Here is a 17,346-nt window from a genome sequence, read left to right as displayed (position 1 = left end):
AGCCGCCGTCGCGGCCGGCTTCTCGCGCCTACGCGCGCAGGGTCGCGATCCAGTTCGACAGCAGTCGGATGCCCGCCGGGCCCGACTTCTCGGGGTGGAACTGGGTGGCGGAAAGCGGGCCGTTCTCGACGGCCGCCAGGAATCGCTGGCCGTGCTCCGCCCACGTCACCCGAGGTTGCGGATAGGGCGGCTGCACGTCGAGCGTCCAGTCCGTCGCGGCATAGGAGTGCACGAAGTAGAACCGCTCATCGCGGATGCCGTCGAAGAGCACCGAGTCCTCGGGGGCCTCGACGGTGTTCCACCCGATGTGCGGCAGCACGGGCGCGTCGAGCTCGGCGACGGTGCCCGGCCACTCACCGAGCCCCTCGCGGTCGCATCCCCGCTCGACGCCGTTCTCGAAGAGCACCTGCATGCCCACGCAGATGCCGAGCACCTTGCGTCCGCCGGCCAGCCGCCGATCGATGAGCTCATGGCCGCGCACCGCCTCGAGTGCGTCCATGACGGCGCCGAAGGCGCCGACACCGGGAACGAGCAGGCCGTCCGCATCCATGACCGCCGAGCGCTCACGGGTCAGGCGCACATCGGCCCCCGCGAGCTCGAGCGCCTTGGCGGCCGAGTGCACGTTGCCCGATCCGTAATCGAGCACCACCACGCGGGGAGAACTCACAGTGCACCCTTCGTGGAGGGGACCCCCAGGACCTCGGCGTCGCGCGCCTTGGCGGCGCGGAAGGCGCGGGCGAAGGCCTTGAACTCGGCCTCGGCGATGTGGTGCGGGTCACGGCCACGAACGAGCGTGAGGTGAACCGTGAGGCCGGCGGCGAAGGTGACGGCCTCGAAGAAGTGCCGCACCATCGACCCCGTGAAGTGCCCTCCGATGAGGTGGTATTCGAATCCGGCCGGCTCGCCCTCGTGCACGAGGAAGGGTCGCCCCGAGATGTCGACGACAGCCTGGGCCAGTGCCTCGTCGAGCGGCACGAGGGCGTCGCCGTACCGGCTGATGCCGCTCTTGTCGCCGAGGGCCTCGCGGATGGCCTGGCCGAGCACGATACCGGTGTCTTCGACCGTGTGGTGCACGTCGATGGCGGTGTCGCCCGATGCCCGCACGGTCAGGTCGGTGAGGGAGTGCTTCGCGAACGCGTTCAGCATGTGGTCGAAGAACGGCACCGTGGTCTGGATGTCGGCGACGCCGCTGCCATCCAGGTCGATGCTCAGCTCGATGCGGGACTCGCTCGTGGCGCGCTCGATGCGGGCGGTGCGGGGTGCGTTCATGCGTCGATCCTATTGGCGCTCGCCGGCGCGAACGCGGCGATGGCCTCGAGGAACGCGCCCGTCTCCGACTCCGTGCCGGCCGAGACGCGCAGGGTGTGCGGAATGCCGATGTCGCGGATGAGGATGCCCTGCTCCAGCAGCGCCTCGAACACGGCGTGCGGGTCGTCCACGCCGCCGAAGAGCACGAAGTTGCTGCCGCTGCGGTAGACCGTGAAGCCGAGCGCGCCGAGCCTTGTCACGATGCGGTCGCGCTGGGACCGGATCTCGTCGACCATCGCGAGCATCTCGTCGGCGTGCGCGAGTGCCCCGGTCGCCGCGGCCTGCGTGATCGCGGAGAGGTGGTACGGCAGTCGCACGAGCCGCAGCGCATCCGTGATCGCCGGATCGGCGGCCACGTAGCCCAGGCGCACGCCGGCGAACGCGAACGCCTTGCTCATGGTGCGCGAGACGATGAGCCGGGGACGGCCCTCGAGCAGAGTGAGCGCGCTCGGCTGGCCGTCGAGCGCGAACTCGGCGTAGGCCTCGTCGACGACCACGATCCCGGGCGCCTCGTCGTACACGGCGGCGATGGTCTCGAGAGAGAGCGGCGTTCCCGTCGGATTGTTCGGGGCGCAGAGGAAGACCACGTCGGGTCGGTGCGTGCGGATGGCCGCGGCCGCGGTTTCGGGCGAGAGCTCGAAGTCCGCATCCCGCTCGGCGCCGATCCACGCGGTTCCGGTGCCGGAGGCCAGCAGCGGGTACATCGAGTAGGTCGGCGCGAAGCCGAGCAGGGTGCGCCCGGGGCCTCCGAAGGCCTGGAGGATGTGCTGCAGCACCTCGTTCGATCCGTTCGCCGCCCAGATCTGGTCTGCGGTGATGCCGTTGCCGAGGTAGCGGGCGAGCGCCTCGCGCAATTCGGTGAAGTCGCGGTCGGGATACCGGTTCACCCCGGGCAGGGCTGTCGCGATGCGGGCGAGAATGTCGTCGACCACGTCACCGGGAAGGGGATGCGTGTTCTCGTTCACGTTCAGCGCGACGGGAACGACCTTCTGCGGAGCGCCGTACGGCGAACGTCCGCGCAGGTCGTCGCGAATGGGCAGGTCGTCGAGACTCGTCACTCACCCCATCGTACCGGCGGTGCTTCCGCGTTACGCCGCCGGTGTGCCCAGCGCGGGCCGGGGCTCAGTACTGGGCGGGGATGGCCAGACGCTGGCCGGGCTCGATGTCGGTCGAGGCGAGCTGGTTGAGGCTCACGATGTCGGCGATCACGTCGCGCGGGTCCGCGGAGGGGGCGAGCTGTTCGGCGAGCTGCCAGAGCGACTGGCCCGACTGAACGGTCACGTACTCGAAGCTCTGCCCCGCCCCGGCGCCGCCCGCCTCGGCCATGCCCGCGTTGAGCGAGAGCAGGAAGGCACCGGCCACGAGCGGCAGGGCGGCGAGGCCCGTCAGAACGACACGTCCGCGACGGGTCAGGTGCAGACGGGTCCGCGCCTCGGGCGACGAGCCGGTCGCCCGAGCCACGGGTGTCGAGCTCGACATGCGGCGGGCCCTCGTCGGGAAGGTGGTGCCGAACGCAACGGTGCTCATTGCTCCTCCAGGTTCTTCAGCCAGCAGGTCTCTGGCATTGGCGTTTCTGGCATTCGGGGTTCTCGCATCCGGCCCTCGGCCGGGAGGGCCGGATGCGAAGCTGTGTTCCGAATGTATCTTCGATTATTCGAAGAGTCAACCAACCTCTTCGGATGTTCATGGAATTTGTTCCACGACACACTCGAATGAATGTTTGTTGCGGCACCCTCGCCCGGATAGAGTTTCGAGTGCCTGGACACATAGAAACAGGCACCACTGACACTCGTCGTGGGCGGCGCTCCAGCGGGCATCCGGAAGGTGAGAGAAGTGACCAACGAGACCGAGGCACCGCGGGAGCGCACCCGTCGGCGCAAGAGCCTGAGCGCGAAGCAGCTGTCGATCCTCGACGTGATCCAGCGGTCAGTGAGCCAGCGGGGTTATCCGCCGAGCATGCGCGAGATCGGCGACGCCGTGGGCCTCGCCTCGCTCTCGAGCGTCACCCACCAGCTCAACCAGCTGGAGCTCTCGGGCTACCTGCGCCGCGATCCCAACCGCCCGCGCGCCCTCGAAGTGCTCATCGAGGTGCCCTCCCAGTCGGATGCGACGCCCGCTCCCGACTCCGACTCCTTCTCCATGGGACCCTCGGTCGCCGATGCCGCGATGGTTCCCCTCGTCGGACGCATCGCCGCCGGCATCCCCATCACCGCCGAGCAGCAGGTGGAGGAAGTCTTCCCGCTCCCCCGGCAACTCGTGGGCAACGGTGAACTCTTCATGCTCAAGGTCGCGGGCGACTCCATGATCGACGCCGCCATCTGCGACGGCGACTGGGTGGTCGTGCGCCGGCAGAACACCGCCGAGAACGGCGAGATCGTCGCGGCCATGCTCGACAGCGAGGCCACCGTCAAGGTGTTCCGCCAGCGTGACGGCCACACCTGGCTGCTGCCGCGCAACAGCTCCTACGAGCCGATCCTCGGCGACGCGGCCGACGTTCTCGGCAAGGTCGTGGCGGTACTGCGCTCGGTCTGAGCGCGCGCCGGCCCAGCCCAGCTCACCGAAACCGCTGATATTGCGGGTGTGGAAGCATCCACACCCGCAATTTCTGCGTTCTCGAGGCCGAATACTCGCCCGCATACGCAAATCCTGCGTTCTCGGCGATCGCAGCCATTCGCGACCGCAACGGATGCGACCCCATCCACCCCGCACAAAATGCGGGTCCCAGCCCATCCATCCCGCACAAATCGCGGGTCCGCGGACCCAAGCACCCGCAATATCTGCGTTCTCGAGGCACCAGGATCAGGTGCAACCACGAGTTCTGCGTTCTCGACGCACGGGGATCAGGCGCACCCGCGAATTCTGCGTTCTCGATGATTGAGGCGAGTGCAAATCGCAACGGATGCGGGGAGCCGCCCGCCTCCGTCCAAAGCGCACTGGAGTCCGCGCGCTGGAACCAGCCTCGCATCGACATCGCGTCACCGAGGCACGACCCCCAGAGCTACCACCGAGACCGCACGTATCGAGGGTGCTACCCCGGCCATCCCGCAAATAGTGCGGGTGTGGATGCTTCCACACCCGCACTATCTGCGTTCTCGGCGCAGGAGACCACCCCACACCCGCACTATCTGCGTTCTCGGTGCACGGGATCACCCGCACCCGCAACTTCTGCGTACTCGGCGCAGGAAACCCGCCCCCTACGCGCCGACGCCCACCCGCGCCCGCACGCCGCGGGTCGCCTCGAGGATGTTGCGCAGCGAAGCCACCGTCTCGTCGTAGCCGCGCGTCTTCAGTCCGCAGTCGGGGTTGATCCAGAGCTGGCGCTCTGGCACGCCCGAGAGCGCCTTCTCGATGAGCTCCGTCACCTCGGCGACGCTCGGAACGCGCGGCGAATGGATGTCGTAGACGCCCGGCCCGATGCCGTGGTCGAAGCCGCTCGCGGCGATGTCGTCGACGACCTCCATGCGGCTGCGCGCCGCCTCGATCGAGGTGACATCGGCATCCAGCGCCCGGATGGCGTCGATGATGACGCCGAACTCCGAGTAGCAGAGGTGCGTGTGCACCTGCGTTGCCGTGGCCGCGCCACCGGTGGCGAGCCGGAACGATCCCACCGACCAGTCCAGGTAGTCGGCGTGGTCCGCGTTCTTCAACGGCAGCAGCTCGCGCAGCGCCGGCTCGTCCACCTGCACGACGCGGATGCCTGCGGCCTCGAGATCGGAGATCTCGTCGCGCAGGGCGAGCGCCACCTGACGCGCCGTCTCCCCGAGCGGCTGGTCGTCGCGCACGAACGACCACGCGAGGATCGTGACCGGTCCGGTGAGCATCCCCTTGACGGGCTTCTGGGTCAGCGACTGCGTGTAGCGCGACCACTCGACCGTCATCGGCGCCGGGCGGGAGACATCACCCCACAGGATCGAAGGGCGCGTGCAGCGCGAGCCGTAGGACTGCACCCAGCCGTTCTCGGTGACCGCGAAGCCATCGAGGTTCTCGGCGAAGTACTGCACCATGTCGTTCCGCTCGGGCTCGCCGTGCACGAGAACGTCGAGCCCGATCTCCTCCTGCAGGTCGACCACGCGCCGGATCTCGGCCTGCATGGCCTCGACGTAGGCCTGTTCGCTGAGCTCGCCGCGTCCGAGGGCAGCCCGGGCGCGACGGATGTCGCCGGTCTGCGGGAAGGAGCCGATCGTCGTCGTCGGCAGCGGCGGCAGGCCGAGTTCATCGCCCTGCACACTGAGACGCTCGGCGTAGTCACCGCGCGAGAAGTCGGCATCGGTCAGCGCGGCCGCACGAGCGCGCACGGCGCCATCCCGTACTCCCGGTGCCGCCAGCCGCTCGGCGAGCGCACGGCCGGCCGCGTCGAGGTCGGCCGCGATCGCACGCTCGCCCTCCGCGAGTCCGCGGGCGAGCACCGCGACCTGCGCGACCTTCTCGTCGGCGAAGGCGAGCCAGTTCTTCAGGGCGCCCAGCCGCGACTCGTCGTCGAGGGTGTGCGGAACGTGCAGCAGCGACGTCGAGGTCGAGACCGCGACGGATGGCGAGAGTTCGCGGGCGTCGACGGCCTTCTCGAATGCGGCCGCGAGGTCGCCGCGCCAGATGTTGTGGCCGTCGATCACGCCGGCGACGATCGTCTTCGCCCGCAGCGCAGCGAGGGTCTGCTCATCGAGATCCGTCGGCAGCGCGCCGCGCACGAGGTCGAGCCCGATCGCCTCGACGAAGGATGCGGCGAGCACGGGAAGCGCGTCGTCGAGGCTTCCGTAGGGTGCGGCGACGAAGATCGCGGGCCGGTTCGGGGATCCCGCCAACGCGCCATAGGCGGCAGCGAGGGCATCGAGTTGCGCCGAACGGTCCACGACGATGGACTCGTTCACCAGCGCGGGCTCGTCCAGCTGCACCCACTCCGCTCCGGCATCCGCGAGCCGAGCCAGAAGCTGCTCGTAGACGGGCAGCAGGTCGCCCAGCCGGCTGAGCGGCTCGAACCCGGCCGGCGCATCCGTCGCCGGCTTGGAGAGCAACAGCAGGGTCACGGGACCGACGATGACGGGCCGCGTGAGGAACCCGTCGGCCGCGGCCTCGGCGAACTCGCGTACGAGCCGATCGCTGGCGAGGGAGAAGACGGTGTCGGGCCCGATCTCGGGCACCAGGTAGTGGTAGTTCGAGTCGAACCACTTGGTCATCTCGAGCGGCGCGCGATCGCCCTCACCGCGGGCGATGGTGAAGTAGCCGGCGGCATCCACCTGGCCGTCGGCATCGACGAGGTCGGCGAACCGCGCCGGGATGGCCCCGACGGTCACGGCAGCGTCCAGCACCTGGTCGTAGAACGAGAAGCTCTCGGGAATGGCCGAATCGGCACGCCCGAGGCCGAGCGAGGCGAGCCGCTCCCGCGTGGCGCGGCGCACGCCGGCCGCGGCCTGCTGGAGCTGCTGGTCGTCGATGCGACCCGCCCAGAACGCCTCGACGGCCTTCTTGAGCTCGCGGTGACGGCCGATACGGGGGTAGCCCAGGATCGTTCCGACGGGGAAGGCGGTCGTGGTCATGCGTTCTCCTTGATGGCGGATGCGGTGGCGGGTAAGCGGCCGAGGCGCGCCAGTACGGCGAGCACTGCCTCGTGTTTGTTGAGGGTGTACAGGTGCAGGCCCGGCGCGGCCCCGGCGATGACCTCGGCGGCCAGGTTCGCGAAGAACTCCGTGGCGATCTTGGCCCGGCCCTCGTCGGTGGGCTCGATCTCGAGTGCGATGAGCAGGTCGTCGGGGGCATGCTCGCCGGTGAGCTCGGCGATGCGGCGCAGGCGGGCCGCGCTCGTTGCCGGCATGATGCCGGGCAGGATGTCGATGCTCACGCCGCCGGCGCGGGCCCGCTCGACGAAGCCGAGGTACTCGTCGGCCCGGTAGAACAACTGCGTGATCGCGAGATTGGCGCCGGCGGCCTGCTTGGCGAGAAGGCTGTCGATCTCCTGCTGCGCGGAGCGCGCACGCGGATGCCCGGTCGGGAAGGCGGCGACGGCCACGCGCTCGGGGCGCGGCCGGGCGCGCAGACGGGCCGCGGCGCCGTTTGCCCCGGGGAGCGGCTGCTGCCGGAACGGCTCGCGCTCCTGCTGCACGCGGTGGATGAGCTGCACCAGCTCGGCGGCGCTCTTGAGGTCGCCGTCGTGCTCGCGTGTTCCGTCGGTCGGCGGATCGCCGCGCAGCGCGAGGAAGCTCGTGATGCCGGCGTCCAGGAAGCGGCGCACGAGCTGGTTCGCCTCCTCGGCCGACGACCCGATGCAGGTCAGGTGCGCCATGGGCTGCACCCGGGTGTTCTCGAGGATGTAGCTGAGCACCGTCAGCGAGCGGTCGCGGGTCGAGCCGCCGGCGCCGAAGGTGACCGAGATGAACGCCGGGTCGGCCTCGGCGAGACGGTCGATGGAACGGCCGAGCGCGATGGCTGCCGCATCCGAACGAGGCGGATAGAGCTCGAACGAGACGGGCAGCGTACAGGCGGGATCGCCCGGGGACGCCTGAACCGAAACCATGCTCTGCCTCACGAAGTGTCAACGGATGCCGGCGGGTCGCCGGCTCATTCGTGGGCGGGTGCCGGGCTCGGCTGTCGCTCCTGACGGCAGCGAGGCCGTCGTTCAGGCGAGCCTAACCCGACACCGCTGCCGAGGGGAATGTGTGACTTCGCGTGACGCGGGCCCCGCATCCGGAGCCGGTGGCGCTCAGAGCTTCTCGAGCTGCGCGGCGAATTCCGGCGTCACGAGCGCGCGTACGCGGGTGCCCTGCTCCTCGTGCTCCGAGGCGAGCACGCGCCCGCGCTCGTGCAGCGCGGAGACGAGGTCACCACGCGTGTAGGGAACGAGCACGTTGACCTCGACGCTCGGGTCGGGCAGTTGCCGCGCGATCTCATCGAGCAGCTCGGGGATGCCCTCACCGGTGCGCGCCGAGACGAACACGGCGCGCGGCTCGAGGCCGCGCAGCACGAGGCGATCATCGTCGCTGACGAGGTCGGCCTTGTTGAACACCACGAGCTCGGGGATGTCGCGTGCACCGACTTCGCCGATCACGTCGCGCACGGTCTGGATCTGGCTCGCCGGGTCGGGATGCGAGGCGTCCACCACGTGCACGATGAGATCGGAGTCGGCGACCTCCTCGAGCGTGGACCGGAACGCCTCCACGAGCTGGTGCGGCAGGTTGCGCACGAACCCGACCGTGTCGGCGAGCGTGTAGACGCGGCCGTCGGGGGTCTCGTTCTTGCGCACCGTCGCATCCAGGGTCGCGAACAGGGCGTTCTCGACCAGCACGCCGGCCTTGGTGAGGCGGTTGAGAAGGCTCGACTTGCCCGCGTTCGTGTACCCGGCGATGGCGACGGAGGGCACCGAGTTGCGGCGCCGGTTGGCGCGCTTGGCCTCGCGGGCGGGCTTCATGGCGGTGATCTGCTTGCGCAGGCGCGACATGCGGGTGTGGATGCGACGGCGGTCCAGTTCGATCTTCGTCTCACCGGGACCACGCGAGCCCATTCCGGCGCCCGTGCCGCCCACCTGGCCACCGGCCTGGCGGCTCATCGACTCACCCCAGCCGCGCAGGCGCGGAAGAAGGTACTCGAGCTGGGCGAGTTCCACCTGCGCCTTGCCCTCGCGGCTCTTGGCGTGCTGGCTGAAGATGTCGAGGATGACCGCCGTGCGGTCGATCACCTTCACCTTGACGACGTCTTCGAGGGCACGCCGCTGGCTGGGGGCGAGCTCCGTGTCGGCGACGACGGTGTCCGCACCGAGGGAGGCGACGATGCCGGCGAGCTCCTGCGCCTTGCCCTTGCCGAGGTAGGTCGAGGGGTCGGGATTCGGCCGACGCTGCAGCAGTCCATCGAGCACGGTCGCACCGGCCGTCTCGGCGAGCGCGGCGAGCTCACGCATGGAGTTCTCGGCATCCGTGAGGGAGCCCTGCGAGTACACGCCGATGAGCACGACGTTCTCGAGGCGCAGCTGCCGATACTCGACCTCGGTGACGTCTTCGAGCTCGGTGGAGAGACCGGCGACGCGGCGCAGTGCCGCGCGGTCTTCGCGCTCGAACTGCTCGCCGTCGGAGTTGCCGCCCGGCGCGCCGTCGGACGAGCCGTACGCATTCTCGGTCTGCAGCGCCTGCGCCTGGCCGCCGAAGATGGCGACGCCGGCTCGGGAGTCTGCATTGGCCAGTACGCGGGCGACCACGTCGTCATTCTGCGTTGTGGCTTCAGTCATTGGGTTAACCCTAGTTCCTTACTCTCAGGTACGTTCCTTGCATGGCTTCAGAGCACTACTTCACCAACACCCCCGGGTCGGAGATGAAGCCCCGACGCATCGACGTGCGGCTCTCGGGTCGGGATTACACGCTCACCACGGCGAACGGGGTGTTCAGCCCCGAGCATGTCGACGACGGCACGGAAGTGCTGCTCGAGAAGGTTCCCGCTCCCCCTGCCTCGGGAGATCTGCTCGACATCGGCTGCGGGTGGGGGCCCATCGCTCTCACCCTGGCACTCGAATCACCCGAGGCCACGGTGTGGGCGGTGGACGTGAACGACCGCGCCCTCGAACTGGTTCGGCGCAACGCGGCCGCTGTCGGCGTCACCAATGTCAACGCCGTGCGGCCCGAGGATGTTCCCGCCGACGTGCGCTTCGCCGCCATCTGGACCAATCCGCCCATCCGCGTGGGCAAGGCCGAGCTGCACGCCATCATGCAGGCGTGGCTGCCTCGCCTGCAGCCCGGGTCGGATGCCTGGATCGTCATCCAGAAGAACCTCGGCGCCGATTCGCTGCACGCCTGGCTCAAGGAGCAGTTCCCCGACCTCGCCGTCACCCGCGAGGGAGTGGGCAAGGGGTACCGGGTGCTGAAGGCCGCTCGCAGCTAGGTTCCGGCCGGAAATGTTGGTGGCGGGCGGTCAGGCCACCGCGTCCGAGGTGGCGAGCTGCCCGCCGGCGTGCGCGATCTCAGCGAGTGCCGCATCGCTGGACTCCGGAGCGACTCCGGCCACGAGGTCGGTGAGCACTCGCACGTGCTGGCCGTGCTCGAGCGCGTTGAGGGCGCTCGCCCGCACGCAGTAGTCGGTCGCGATGCCGACGACGTCGACATCGGTGATGCCCTTCTCGGCGAGCAGCTCCTGCACGGAGTGCCCGGCCTCATCCGTGCCCTCGAAGATCGAGTACGCAGGCTTGCCCTGCCCCTTGAGGATGTGCACGTCGACCGCATCCGTGTTCAGGGCGGGGTGGTACTCGGCACCCGTGGTTCCCGAGACGCAGTGTTGCGGCCACGTGTCGACGAAGTCGGGTGCGGCGCCCTCGGCGAAGTGGCCGCCGTTGGTGTTGTCGCCGTCGTGCCAGTCGCGGGAGGCGAAGACGTAGTCGTAGGCCTGCGGATGCTGCGCGAGCAGCTCGCTGACACCGGCGGCCACCGCCGCTCCCCCGTTCACGCCGAGGGCACCGCCCTCAGTGAAGTCGTTCTGCACGTCGACGATGAAGAGCGCTCGCGTCATGCCTTCATTATCGCCACTCCCGCTCGAGAATCCGGGCTCTCCCTTCGCCGTTGAACCATTTGCTCGCCGTTGATCCGCTACGCCCGGACCAACGGCGACGAAATGGTTCAACGACGGATGTGGGGCGGCGGATGCGGGGCAGCGGGAGCGGCCGGGGCGGCGGGGTGGCTCAGCCGTTGGAGAGGTTGTCCCCGCAGCTGTAGAAGGCGGCCGCGAGCAGGTCGATGGCCTGCTTGGCGTCCTCGTCCACGTCGCCGAGCGCGTAGATCGCGAAGGTCAGCGGCGTGCCGTCCGCCGAGTGGATGATGCCCGAGAGGGTGTAGCCGGTGTCGATCCATCCGGTCTTGGCGAACACCGACCCGATCGCCACGTCGGCGTCGCCCGTGAAGCGGTCGCTGTAGCCGAGGGAACCGGACTTGCCCGATACGGGCAGGCCGTCGAAGATGACGCCGAGGTCGCCCTCCTTGGCATTGATCTTCACGAACAGGCTCGTGAGGTACGAGGGCGGAATGGCGTTGTCGTCGGAGAGACCCGAGCCGTCGACCACTCGGATGCCGCTCGTGTCGATGCCGTAGGACTTCAGCGCGTCGAGCACGGCGGGCTGGATGGCGTCGAAGCTGTTGCCCGTTCCGGCCTTGATCGCGGTGAGGCGCGCGAGCATCTCGGCGATCGTGTTGTCGGAGACGATGAGCGCCTGCTGGATGAGCGAGGAGACCGTCGGCGACTGCACCGAGGCCAGCTGGCTCGCCCCGCTGGGAGCGGTGCCGCGTGAAATGCTCTGGATGCCGCCGAGCGCGTCGGCGAACGCGTCACCGGCGCGGCCGACGGGGTCGTCGCTGCGTGGCGACGTGCTGCGGGCGGGACTGTCACGGTCGCCGTCCACCTCGAGGGCGGCGATGTGCGGCATGTAGCCGTCGCCCTGCTCCTTGGTGTTCCAGCTCGGCTGCCACTCCGGGCCTCCGAAGTACGACGAATCGAGGATGAGCGTCGTGAGGGGCGGGTTCGAGGGGTCGGCATCCCACGCCGTGCGCACCTGGCGGGCGAGGTCATCGAGATGGGCGACGCCGTCGTACGCGGAATCCTGTCCCGTCGGAAGGCGCGAGAGCGTGAGGTCGCCGCCGCCGACGAGCACGACAGAGCCGGGTTCGGCGCCCTTGACGACGGTGGTCGTGGCGCGGTAGTCGGGGCCGAGCACCTTCAGCGCCGCGGCCGAGGTGAGCACCTTCATGACGCTCGCCGCCCGGTTCGGCGTGCCGCCGCCGCGGTCGAAGAGCACCTCTCCCGTCGTCGCGTTGCGCACCTGCGCCTGCATCTGGGCGAGTCTGGGGTCGGTTGCCCGGTCTCCGACCAGGCACGTGCGCACCTTGCTGGCGGCCGGCGCAGCGGCCGGCGTCGGTCGGGCGGTCGCCGTGGGAGTCGGGGTGGCTGCTGCGCGCACCGCGGCGTGCGTCGCCTCCGGGCGGGCGGATGCGGCTCCCGCCGTCAGCGCTCCGCCGGCGAGCAGCGCCACGACGAGGGAACCGGCAGCGATCGCCCACCCGCGCGGGTGCCGCGAGAGCAGCGCGCCGAGGCGCGCTCGCACGGCGGAGGCAGGGGCATCCTTCTCGGTCATCCGCGGTAGCCTACGGCGGCCCGGCTGGGAGAGCGGTGAGGGAGGCTCATGCCTCGCCGGGGTAGCGCAGGCCGATCTGCTCGCGGATGGCGTCGAGGGTCTGCATGATGGCGACGCTCTCGTCGGTGGAGAGGATGTCGCTCGAGATCTTGCCGGCGGCGACCAGTCGCTCGGCCTCGGCCGCCTGGTACTGCATGCCGCGGCCGATCACCTCGCTCTCGAAGGTCTCGATGACCTCGCCGTCGGCGTCGATCACGCGGAACGACGACGGGGTGTACCAGACGCCGTCGATGTCGATGCGGCCCTTCGTCCCCAGGACGGTCGCGACGTTGGGGCCACGCGTGTCGCTCGCCGAGAGGGTCGAGGCGAGCTGGTCGCCGGCGTAGCGGAAGATCGTGGCGACCTGCGCATCCGCCCCCGTCGGCTTGAAGGTCGCCGATGCCTGGATCGACGTGGGCGGGCCGAAGAGGTCGAACGAGAACGAGATCGGGTAGATGCCGAGGTCGAGCAGGGCGCCGCCACCCAGCTCGAGGGCGTTGATGCGGTGCGTTGGATCGGTCGGCAACGACTGGGTGTGGTCGGCGATCAGGGTGTGCACGTCGCCGAGCACGCCCGACGCGACGACCTCGCGAATGCGCACCATGTGCGGAAGCCACCTGGTCCACATGGCCTCGAGCACGAGCAGGTTCTTCTCGCGCGCCAACTCCACCACACGCCGGGCCTCGCCTGCGTTGAGGGTGAACGGCTTCTCGACGAGCACGTGCTTGCCGGCATCGAGCACGAGGGCGGCGTTGTCGGCGTGGAACGGATGCGGCGTGCCGACATAGACGATGTCAACGTCCGGGTCGGCCACGAGCTCCTCGTAGCTGGCGTAGGCCTTCGGGATGTCGAACTCGGCGGCGAAGGCGTCTGCACCGCCCTGGCTCCGCGATCCGACGGCCTGGACGGTGTGCCCGTTCAGCACCAGATCGTTGGTGAAGGCGTGCGAGATGCCGCCCGTCGCAAGAATGCCCCAGCGCAGATTCGTCATGCTTCGAGCGTATGGCACGCAGAACCGCGGCTACGCCTCGACCCGCTCCGTCGGCGCAGCGGGTGCCGGCGCGGGCGGCTGCGCGGCCCGGGCGGGAAGGGCGAACGAGACCGCGATCGCCACGACCGTGAAGCCGATCGCCCACCAGAAGGCTTGGTCGAACGCGAACGCCACGGCGGCCGGACCGGATGCGCCGGCGACCGCGGTCTCGAGGATGACGGCGAGGATCGCCGTGCCGAACGAGCCGCCCAGCTGCTGTGCGAGCCGGGTGATGATGCTCGCGTGCGGCATCTCCGAACGGTCGAGCCCGACGAACGCCACACTCATCACGGGGATCATCACGGCTCCGAGGCCCACGCCACGCACGAGCATCACCGCCATCAGCCACCAGATGCCGGTGTGGGCATCGGCGAGGGCGAAGGGGATGGTCGCCAGGCCGGTCACCGCGAAACCCGCGATGGTGACCCACCGCGCGCCGATGCTGTCGGTCAGGCGACCGGCCAGGGTGCGGCTGAGCAGCGTGCCGATGCCCTGCGGTACCAGCAGAAGACCGGCGGCGAGCGCATCCGTTCCGCGCACGTTCTGGAAGTAGAGGGGCAGCAGCAGCATCGAGCCGTAGAGCGATGCGCCCGAGAGGAACAGCACGAGCGACGACGAGCCGACGGCACGGCGGCGCAGCAGGGCCACGTCGACGAGAGCGTCGGCGGGGCGCCGGCCGGCACGCACCAGGAAGACGGCGAGCAGCACCACTCCCGCGAGAGCCGGTACCAGAACGTCCGCGCGGGTGAAGCCGCCGTCCTTGCCGACGTTCGAGAGACCGTAGAGGATGCCGACCAGAGCCGGGGAGAGCAGCACGAGGCCGAGCACGTCGAGCCGTGCGCGCGTGCGCGGCCCGTCGGCCGGAAGGAAGCGCCAGGCGAGCACCAGCCCCACGAGGCAGAAGGGAACGTTCACCCAGAACAGCCACCGCCAGTCCAGCCAGTTCAGGATGATGCCGCCGAGTGCAGGAGCCAGGATCGGTCCGAGCGCCGCCGGAAGGCTGACCACGGCCATGAGCCTGCCGAGCGACTTGCCCCCGGCGGCCTGCATGACCAGGGTCGCCATGAGCGGCATCATGAGGCCGCCGCCGATGCCCTGGAGCACGCGGAAGGCGATGAGGCTCTGCGCATCCCAGGCGAGGCTCGCGGCGATGGAGGCGACGAGGAACACCGCGAGGGCGAACATCCACACGCGCTTGCCGCCGAAGCGGGCCTGCGCCCAGCCGACGACGGGGATGGTGACGCCGAGCGCGAGCAGGTACCCCGTGCTCACCCACTGGATGACGCCGACGGAGGCGTGCAGGTCGACGGCGAGGGTGTGCAGCGCCACGCTCACGATCGTGGTGTCGAAGATGACCGCGAGTCCTCCGGTCACGAGCACCAGGGCGATCGTGAGCACGCCCCGGTCGAGCTTCTCGGGCTTCTGGGCCATCACATCCTCCTTGTTAGATACGTTAATGTATCTAAATGCCACGATATGCCTCTGCGATAAGATACGCAAATGGATCTTGAAGGCGCTCCCCAGCGACGCCGCGGGCAGGAACTCGAAGACGCCCTGCTGGATGCCGCGTGGGCGCAGTTGATCGAGCGCGGCTACGGCGACTTCACCATCGAGGCGGTCGCCGAGCGGGCGCAGACGAGCCGGCCGGTCATCTACCGTCGCTGGCCGGACCGGGCCGCCCTCGCCCTGGCCGCCCTCGTACACGGCCTCGGTTCCGAATCGATCGAGACGCCGGACACGGGCAACCTGCGTGACGACGTGATCGCGCTGCTCACGAAGGCCAACGAGTCGCGGGCGGCGATCATCCCCCTCGTCAGCGTTCTCATCGGCGCCTACTACGCCGAGACCGGCTCTACCTTCGCCGACATCCGCGCCGCGATCATCGGCGAGCGGGTCGACGCGATGGAGCAGATCCTGAAGCGGGCCGGTGCTCGTGGCGAGATCGACCTCGCTCGAGTCACCCCGCGCGTCGCCGCCGTCGCGGTCGACCTCTTCCGGCACGACGCCCTCATGACACTGCGGCCGCTCACACCCGAGGGCATCCGCGCGATCGTCGACGAGGTCTTCCTGCCCCTCGTCACGCGCTGAGCGAGCGCACGAACGTGCCGGGGATGCCGTCGGCATCCCCGGCACGCGGGTGATCAGTGGCTGCCGAAGAGGGCGACGGCCGCCCAGACGGCGCACTTGTGGCTGGCGGCGAAGTCCTTCTCCACCGTCGAAGCCGGCGTGTTGAGCGAGAGGATGCGGGGATCGAGCGCCTTGAACGCCGGCCAGGCGACCGCATCCGTCGATGGGGACCCGGTCGACGCGAACTGCACCCATGAGGCGCGCATGTTCGCGGCGAGCTGCTCCTGCTGCGCCGAGAGCCCGCCCGGAAGGGCGGAGTTCGGAAGGTCGAACAGGTACTGCAGTTCGGATTGGTGCGTGGCGGCGAAGGGCGGGCCGAGCGCATCGGGCACGTCACGCTGGGGTGCCAGGGCGTCGTTGAACTCGTAGGCGAACGTGGGCACGTAGCGGGATGCCGCGATGTCGACCGCATACGCCGGGCACGAGAAGTTCGCGTCCGAGTTCAGCGTGCTGAACGCGTGCGCCGGCGAGGCGTACTTCGACAGCGGATAGGCCGCCGCGATGAGTGCCGCCTTCGTGCGGCTGATGCCGAAGTTCGTCGCGATGGTCGACACGTAGTTCGACGCCGTCACGGGCCCGGACAGCGGTACGGTGGCCCCCTTCGTCACGCTCAGCCCGATCGTGGTGAAGATGCGCTCCTCCTGGGTGTTCGTGCCGTTGATGATCGGTACGCGGTTGAACCGACCGCTCGCGATCGCCGTTCCGACCGACTCGCGCAGAACCGCACCGTCGACGTAGCCCGGTGTGAACGAGGGCTGCGGGTTGGCGACCAGCGCCTGCACCGGCACGTTCCGCAGGCACTCGGCGGACTGGTCGGCGCAGCCGAGCGCGATGGCACTGGCCTTTCCGGCCTGCTCCGCCTGGTCGAGAGACTGCTGCTGCAGGGCGAAGTCGCCGGCCTGGATGATCGCACGCTGGAACAGGCCCTTGGCGCCTGGCGAGGCGAGCTGGGCGAGCACCGAGAGGCCACCGGCCGAGTGTCCGTCGATCGTGACGTTCCGCGGGTCACCGCCGAACTGGCCGATGTTGCGCTGCACCCATCGCAGCGCCGCCTGCTGGTCCTGGTAGCCGAAGTTGCCGGTGGCGCCGTCGGAGCCGCTGGCGAGGGCCGGATGCGCCAGGAAGCCGAGCAGGCCGAGGCGGTAGTTGAAGGTGACCACGACGGCACCGTTGCTCGCGAGCTTCGTGGGGTCGTAGTCCGCGCCTTCGCCGTACGAGAATCCGCCGCCGTGGATGTAGACGATGACGGGGAGCTTCGAGCGCTGCGCGGCATCCGTCGCCGGGGCGGTGACATTCAGGTAGAGGCAGTCCTCGCTCTGTCCCCACGGGCTCTGGGGCCCCTGCGGGCACACCGGCGGGAAGACGGTCGCCTCCCGCGTTCCCGACCAGGCCGCGACCGGCTGGGGCGGGGTCCAGCGCAGGGCGCCGGTCGGCGGGGCGGCGTACGGGATGCCGCGGAACTGGACGCCCGCCGGCGTCGCGAGGCCGTGGACGGCTCCGTCCGACGTCTGCACGACCGGGTTTGCGGACGGTTCGCCGGCGGTGATCGTGACCTGCGATGCCAGGGTGTCGGCACGTGCCGGAATGACCGACGCCCAGCAGGCGACGAGCACGAGAATCGCTGCGGTCAACGCCGCGATCGTGAGGACGATGCGCTGCGCATCGACGGCGCGGGCCGTGGTGCGAGCGACTTCAGGATGTGTGATCTTCATCGCTCCACCGTGGCGGTGCCACGGCACGGGAGGCACCCGTGCCG

At 69.6% G+C, this 17,346-nt stretch carries 15 protein-coding genes; 3 read left to right on the top strand and 12 right to left on the bottom strand.

Annotated features, from left to right (window positions below; all coding sequences use genetic code 11):
• Window positions 1–28: 28 nt before the first annotated feature.
• From hisH to WDJ51_RS09320, 4 genes are all read right to left on the bottom strand, one after another.
• The gene (hisH, locus tag WDJ51_RS09335; RefSeq protein WP_337852179.1) at window positions 29–667 is read right to left on the bottom strand and encodes an imidazole glycerol phosphate synthase subunit HisH; all 639 of its coding nucleotides are present in this window, start codon (window positions 665–667) and stop codon (window positions 29–31) included.
• The gene (gene hisB / locus WDJ51_RS09330) at window positions 664–1,269 is read right to left on the bottom strand and encodes an imidazoleglycerol-phosphate dehydratase HisB (RefSeq protein WP_337852178.1); all 606 of its coding nucleotides are present in this window, start codon (window positions 1,267–1,269) and stop codon (window positions 664–666) included. The genes hisH and hisB overlap by 4 nt, the downstream gene beginning before the upstream one ends.
• Entirely contained in the window at window positions 1,266–2,366 is a 1,101-nt protein-coding gene (locus tag WDJ51_RS09325; RefSeq protein WP_337852177.1) for a histidinol-phosphate transaminase, read from the bottom strand. The genes hisB and WDJ51_RS09325 overlap by 4 nt, the downstream gene beginning before the upstream one ends.
• Before the next feature lie 64 nt (window positions 2,367–2,430).
• Window positions 2,431–2,835 (bottom strand): LysM peptidoglycan-binding domain-containing protein, encoded by a 405-nt coding sequence (locus WDJ51_RS09320; RefSeq protein ID WP_337852176.1) that lies wholly within the window; start codon window positions 2,833–2,835, stop codon window positions 2,431–2,433.
• A 306-nt stretch (window positions 2,836–3,141) separates the two neighbouring features.
• On the opposite strand from WDJ51_RS09320, the gene lexA reads away from it, so the two are divergent.
• The gene (gene lexA, locus WDJ51_RS09315) at window positions 3,142–3,840 is read left to right on the top strand and encodes a transcriptional repressor LexA (RefSeq protein ID WP_337852175.1); all 699 of its coding nucleotides are present in this window, start codon (window positions 3,142–3,144) and stop codon (window positions 3,838–3,840) included.
• Window positions 3,841–4,502: 662 nt separating this feature from the next.
• Here lexA and metE read toward each other — a convergent pair.
• The 3 genes from metE to hflX all read right to left on the bottom strand — a co-directional run bounded on the left by metE (window position 4,503) and on the right by hflX (window position 9,514).
• Window positions 4,503–6,839, bottom strand: coding sequence for a 5-methyltetrahydropteroyltriglutamate--homocysteine S-methyltransferase (gene metE, locus WDJ51_RS09310; protein WP_337852174.1), 2,337 nt, complete (start codon window positions 6,837–6,839; stop codon window positions 4,503–4,505).
• Window positions 6,836–7,813, bottom strand: a complete 978-nt coding sequence (locus WDJ51_RS09305) for a methylenetetrahydrofolate reductase (protein ID WP_337852173.1) — start codon at window positions 7,811–7,813, stop codon at window positions 6,836–6,838. Before WDJ51_RS09305 ends, metE begins: the two co-directional genes overlap by 4 nt.
• 186 nt (window positions 7,814–7,999) lie before the next feature.
• The gene (gene hflX, locus WDJ51_RS09300) at window positions 8,000–9,514 is read right to left on the bottom strand and encodes a GTPase HflX (protein ID WP_337852172.1); all 1,515 of its coding nucleotides are present in this window, start codon (window positions 9,512–9,514) and stop codon (window positions 8,000–8,002) included.
• 41 nt (window positions 9,515–9,555) lie between these two features.
• On the opposite strand from hflX, the gene WDJ51_RS09295 reads away from it, so the two are divergent.
• Window positions 9,556–10,161, top strand: coding sequence for a class I SAM-dependent methyltransferase (locus WDJ51_RS09295; protein WP_337852171.1), 606 nt, complete (start codon window positions 9,556–9,558; stop codon window positions 10,159–10,161).
• 30 nt (window positions 10,162–10,191) lie between these two features.
• On the opposite strand, the gene WDJ51_RS09290 is transcribed toward WDJ51_RS09295, so the two are convergent.
• From WDJ51_RS09290 to WDJ51_RS09275, 4 genes are all read right to left on the bottom strand, one after another.
• Window positions 10,192–10,782: an isochorismatase family protein gene (locus WDJ51_RS09290; protein ID WP_337852170.1), complete on the bottom strand. Its 591-nt coding sequence runs from the start codon at window positions 10,780–10,782 to the stop codon at window positions 10,192–10,194.
• Window positions 10,783–10,951: 169 nt separating this feature from the next.
• Window positions 10,952–12,394 (bottom strand): D-alanyl-D-alanine carboxypeptidase/D-alanyl-D-alanine-endopeptidase, encoded by a 1,443-nt coding sequence (locus WDJ51_RS09285; RefSeq protein WP_337852169.1) that lies wholly within the window; start codon window positions 12,392–12,394, stop codon window positions 10,952–10,954.
• Between the two features lie 46 nt (window positions 12,395–12,440).
• Window positions 12,441–13,424, bottom strand: coding sequence for a Gfo/Idh/MocA family protein (locus WDJ51_RS09280; RefSeq protein WP_337852168.1), 984 nt, complete (start codon window positions 13,422–13,424; stop codon window positions 12,441–12,443).
• Window positions 13,425–13,454: 30 nt separating this feature from the next.
• Window positions 13,455–14,894, bottom strand: coding sequence for an MDR family MFS transporter (locus WDJ51_RS09275; RefSeq protein ID WP_337852167.1), 1,440 nt, complete (start codon window positions 14,892–14,894; stop codon window positions 13,455–13,457).
• Between the two features lie 69 nt (window positions 14,895–14,963).
• Between WDJ51_RS09275 and WDJ51_RS09270 the strand changes: the two genes are divergently transcribed.
• Window positions 14,964–15,551 carry a TetR/AcrR family transcriptional regulator gene (locus WDJ51_RS09270; RefSeq protein WP_337852166.1) on the top strand — a complete coding sequence of 196 codons (588 nt, stop codon included), beginning with the start codon at window positions 14,964–14,966 and terminating at the stop codon, window positions 15,549–15,551.
• A gap of 53 nt (window positions 15,552–15,604) precedes the next feature.
• On the opposite strand, the gene WDJ51_RS09265 is transcribed toward WDJ51_RS09270, so the two are convergent.
• Complete coding sequence (locus WDJ51_RS09265) at window positions 15,605–17,302, bottom strand: carboxylesterase/lipase family protein (protein WP_337852165.1); 1,698 nt, start codon at window positions 17,300–17,302, stop codon at window positions 15,605–15,607.
• Window positions 17,303–17,346 lie beyond the last annotated feature (44 nt).

Source organism: Rathayibacter sp. YIM 133350, assembly GCF_037404875.1.
GTDB lineage: Bacteria > Actinomycetota > Actinomycetes > Actinomycetales > Microbacteriaceae > Orlajensenia.
The sequence above is the reverse complement of the archived record's forward strand: the minus strand, read 5'-3'. Positions and strand labels throughout refer to the sequence as shown.

Excerpts from the sequence above, each read along its gene's own strand:
- metE (WP_337852174.1), bottom strand. The coding sequence starts at position 6,839 with ATGACCACGACCGCCTTCCCCGTCGGAACGATCCTGGGCTACCCCCGT.
- hisB (WP_337852178.1), bottom strand. The coding sequence starts at position 1,269 with ATGAACGCACCCCGCACCGCCCGCATCGAGCGCGCCACGAGCGAGTCC.
- hflX (WP_337852172.1), bottom strand. The coding sequence starts at position 9,514 with ATGACTGAAGCCACAACGCAGAATGACGACGTGGTCGCCCGCGTACTG.
- WDJ51_RS09290 (WP_337852170.1), bottom strand. The coding sequence starts at position 10,782 with ATGACGCGAGCGCTCTTCATCGTCGACGTGCAGAACGACTTCACTGAG.
- WDJ51_RS09285 (WP_337852169.1), bottom strand. The coding sequence starts at position 12,394 with ATGACCGAGAAGGATGCCCCTGCCTCCGCCGTGCGAGCGCGCCTCGGC.
- WDJ51_RS09265 (WP_337852165.1), bottom strand. The coding sequence starts at position 17,302 with ATGAAGATCACACATCCTGAAGTCGCTCGCACCACGGCCCGCGCCGTC.
- WDJ51_RS09320 (WP_337852176.1), bottom strand. The coding sequence starts at position 2,835 with ATGAGCACCGTTGCGTTCGGCACCACCTTCCCGACGAGGGCCCGCCGC.
- WDJ51_RS09280 (WP_337852168.1), bottom strand. The coding sequence starts at position 13,424 with ATGACGAATCTGCGCTGGGGCATTCTTGCGACGGGCGGCATCTCGCAC.
- WDJ51_RS09305 (WP_337852173.1), bottom strand. The coding sequence starts at position 7,813 with ATGGTTTCGGTTCAGGCGTCCCCGGGCGATCCCGCCTGTACGCTGCCC.
- WDJ51_RS09275 (WP_337852167.1), bottom strand. The coding sequence starts at position 14,894 with ATGGCCCAGAAGCCCGAGAAGCTCGACCGGGGCGTGCTCACGATCGCC.
- WDJ51_RS09270 (WP_337852166.1), top strand. The coding sequence starts at position 14,964 with ATGGATCTTGAAGGCGCTCCCCAGCGACGCCGCGGGCAGGAACTCGAA.
- WDJ51_RS09295 (WP_337852171.1), top strand. The coding sequence starts at position 9,556 with ATGGCTTCAGAGCACTACTTCACCAACACCCCCGGGTCGGAGATGAAG.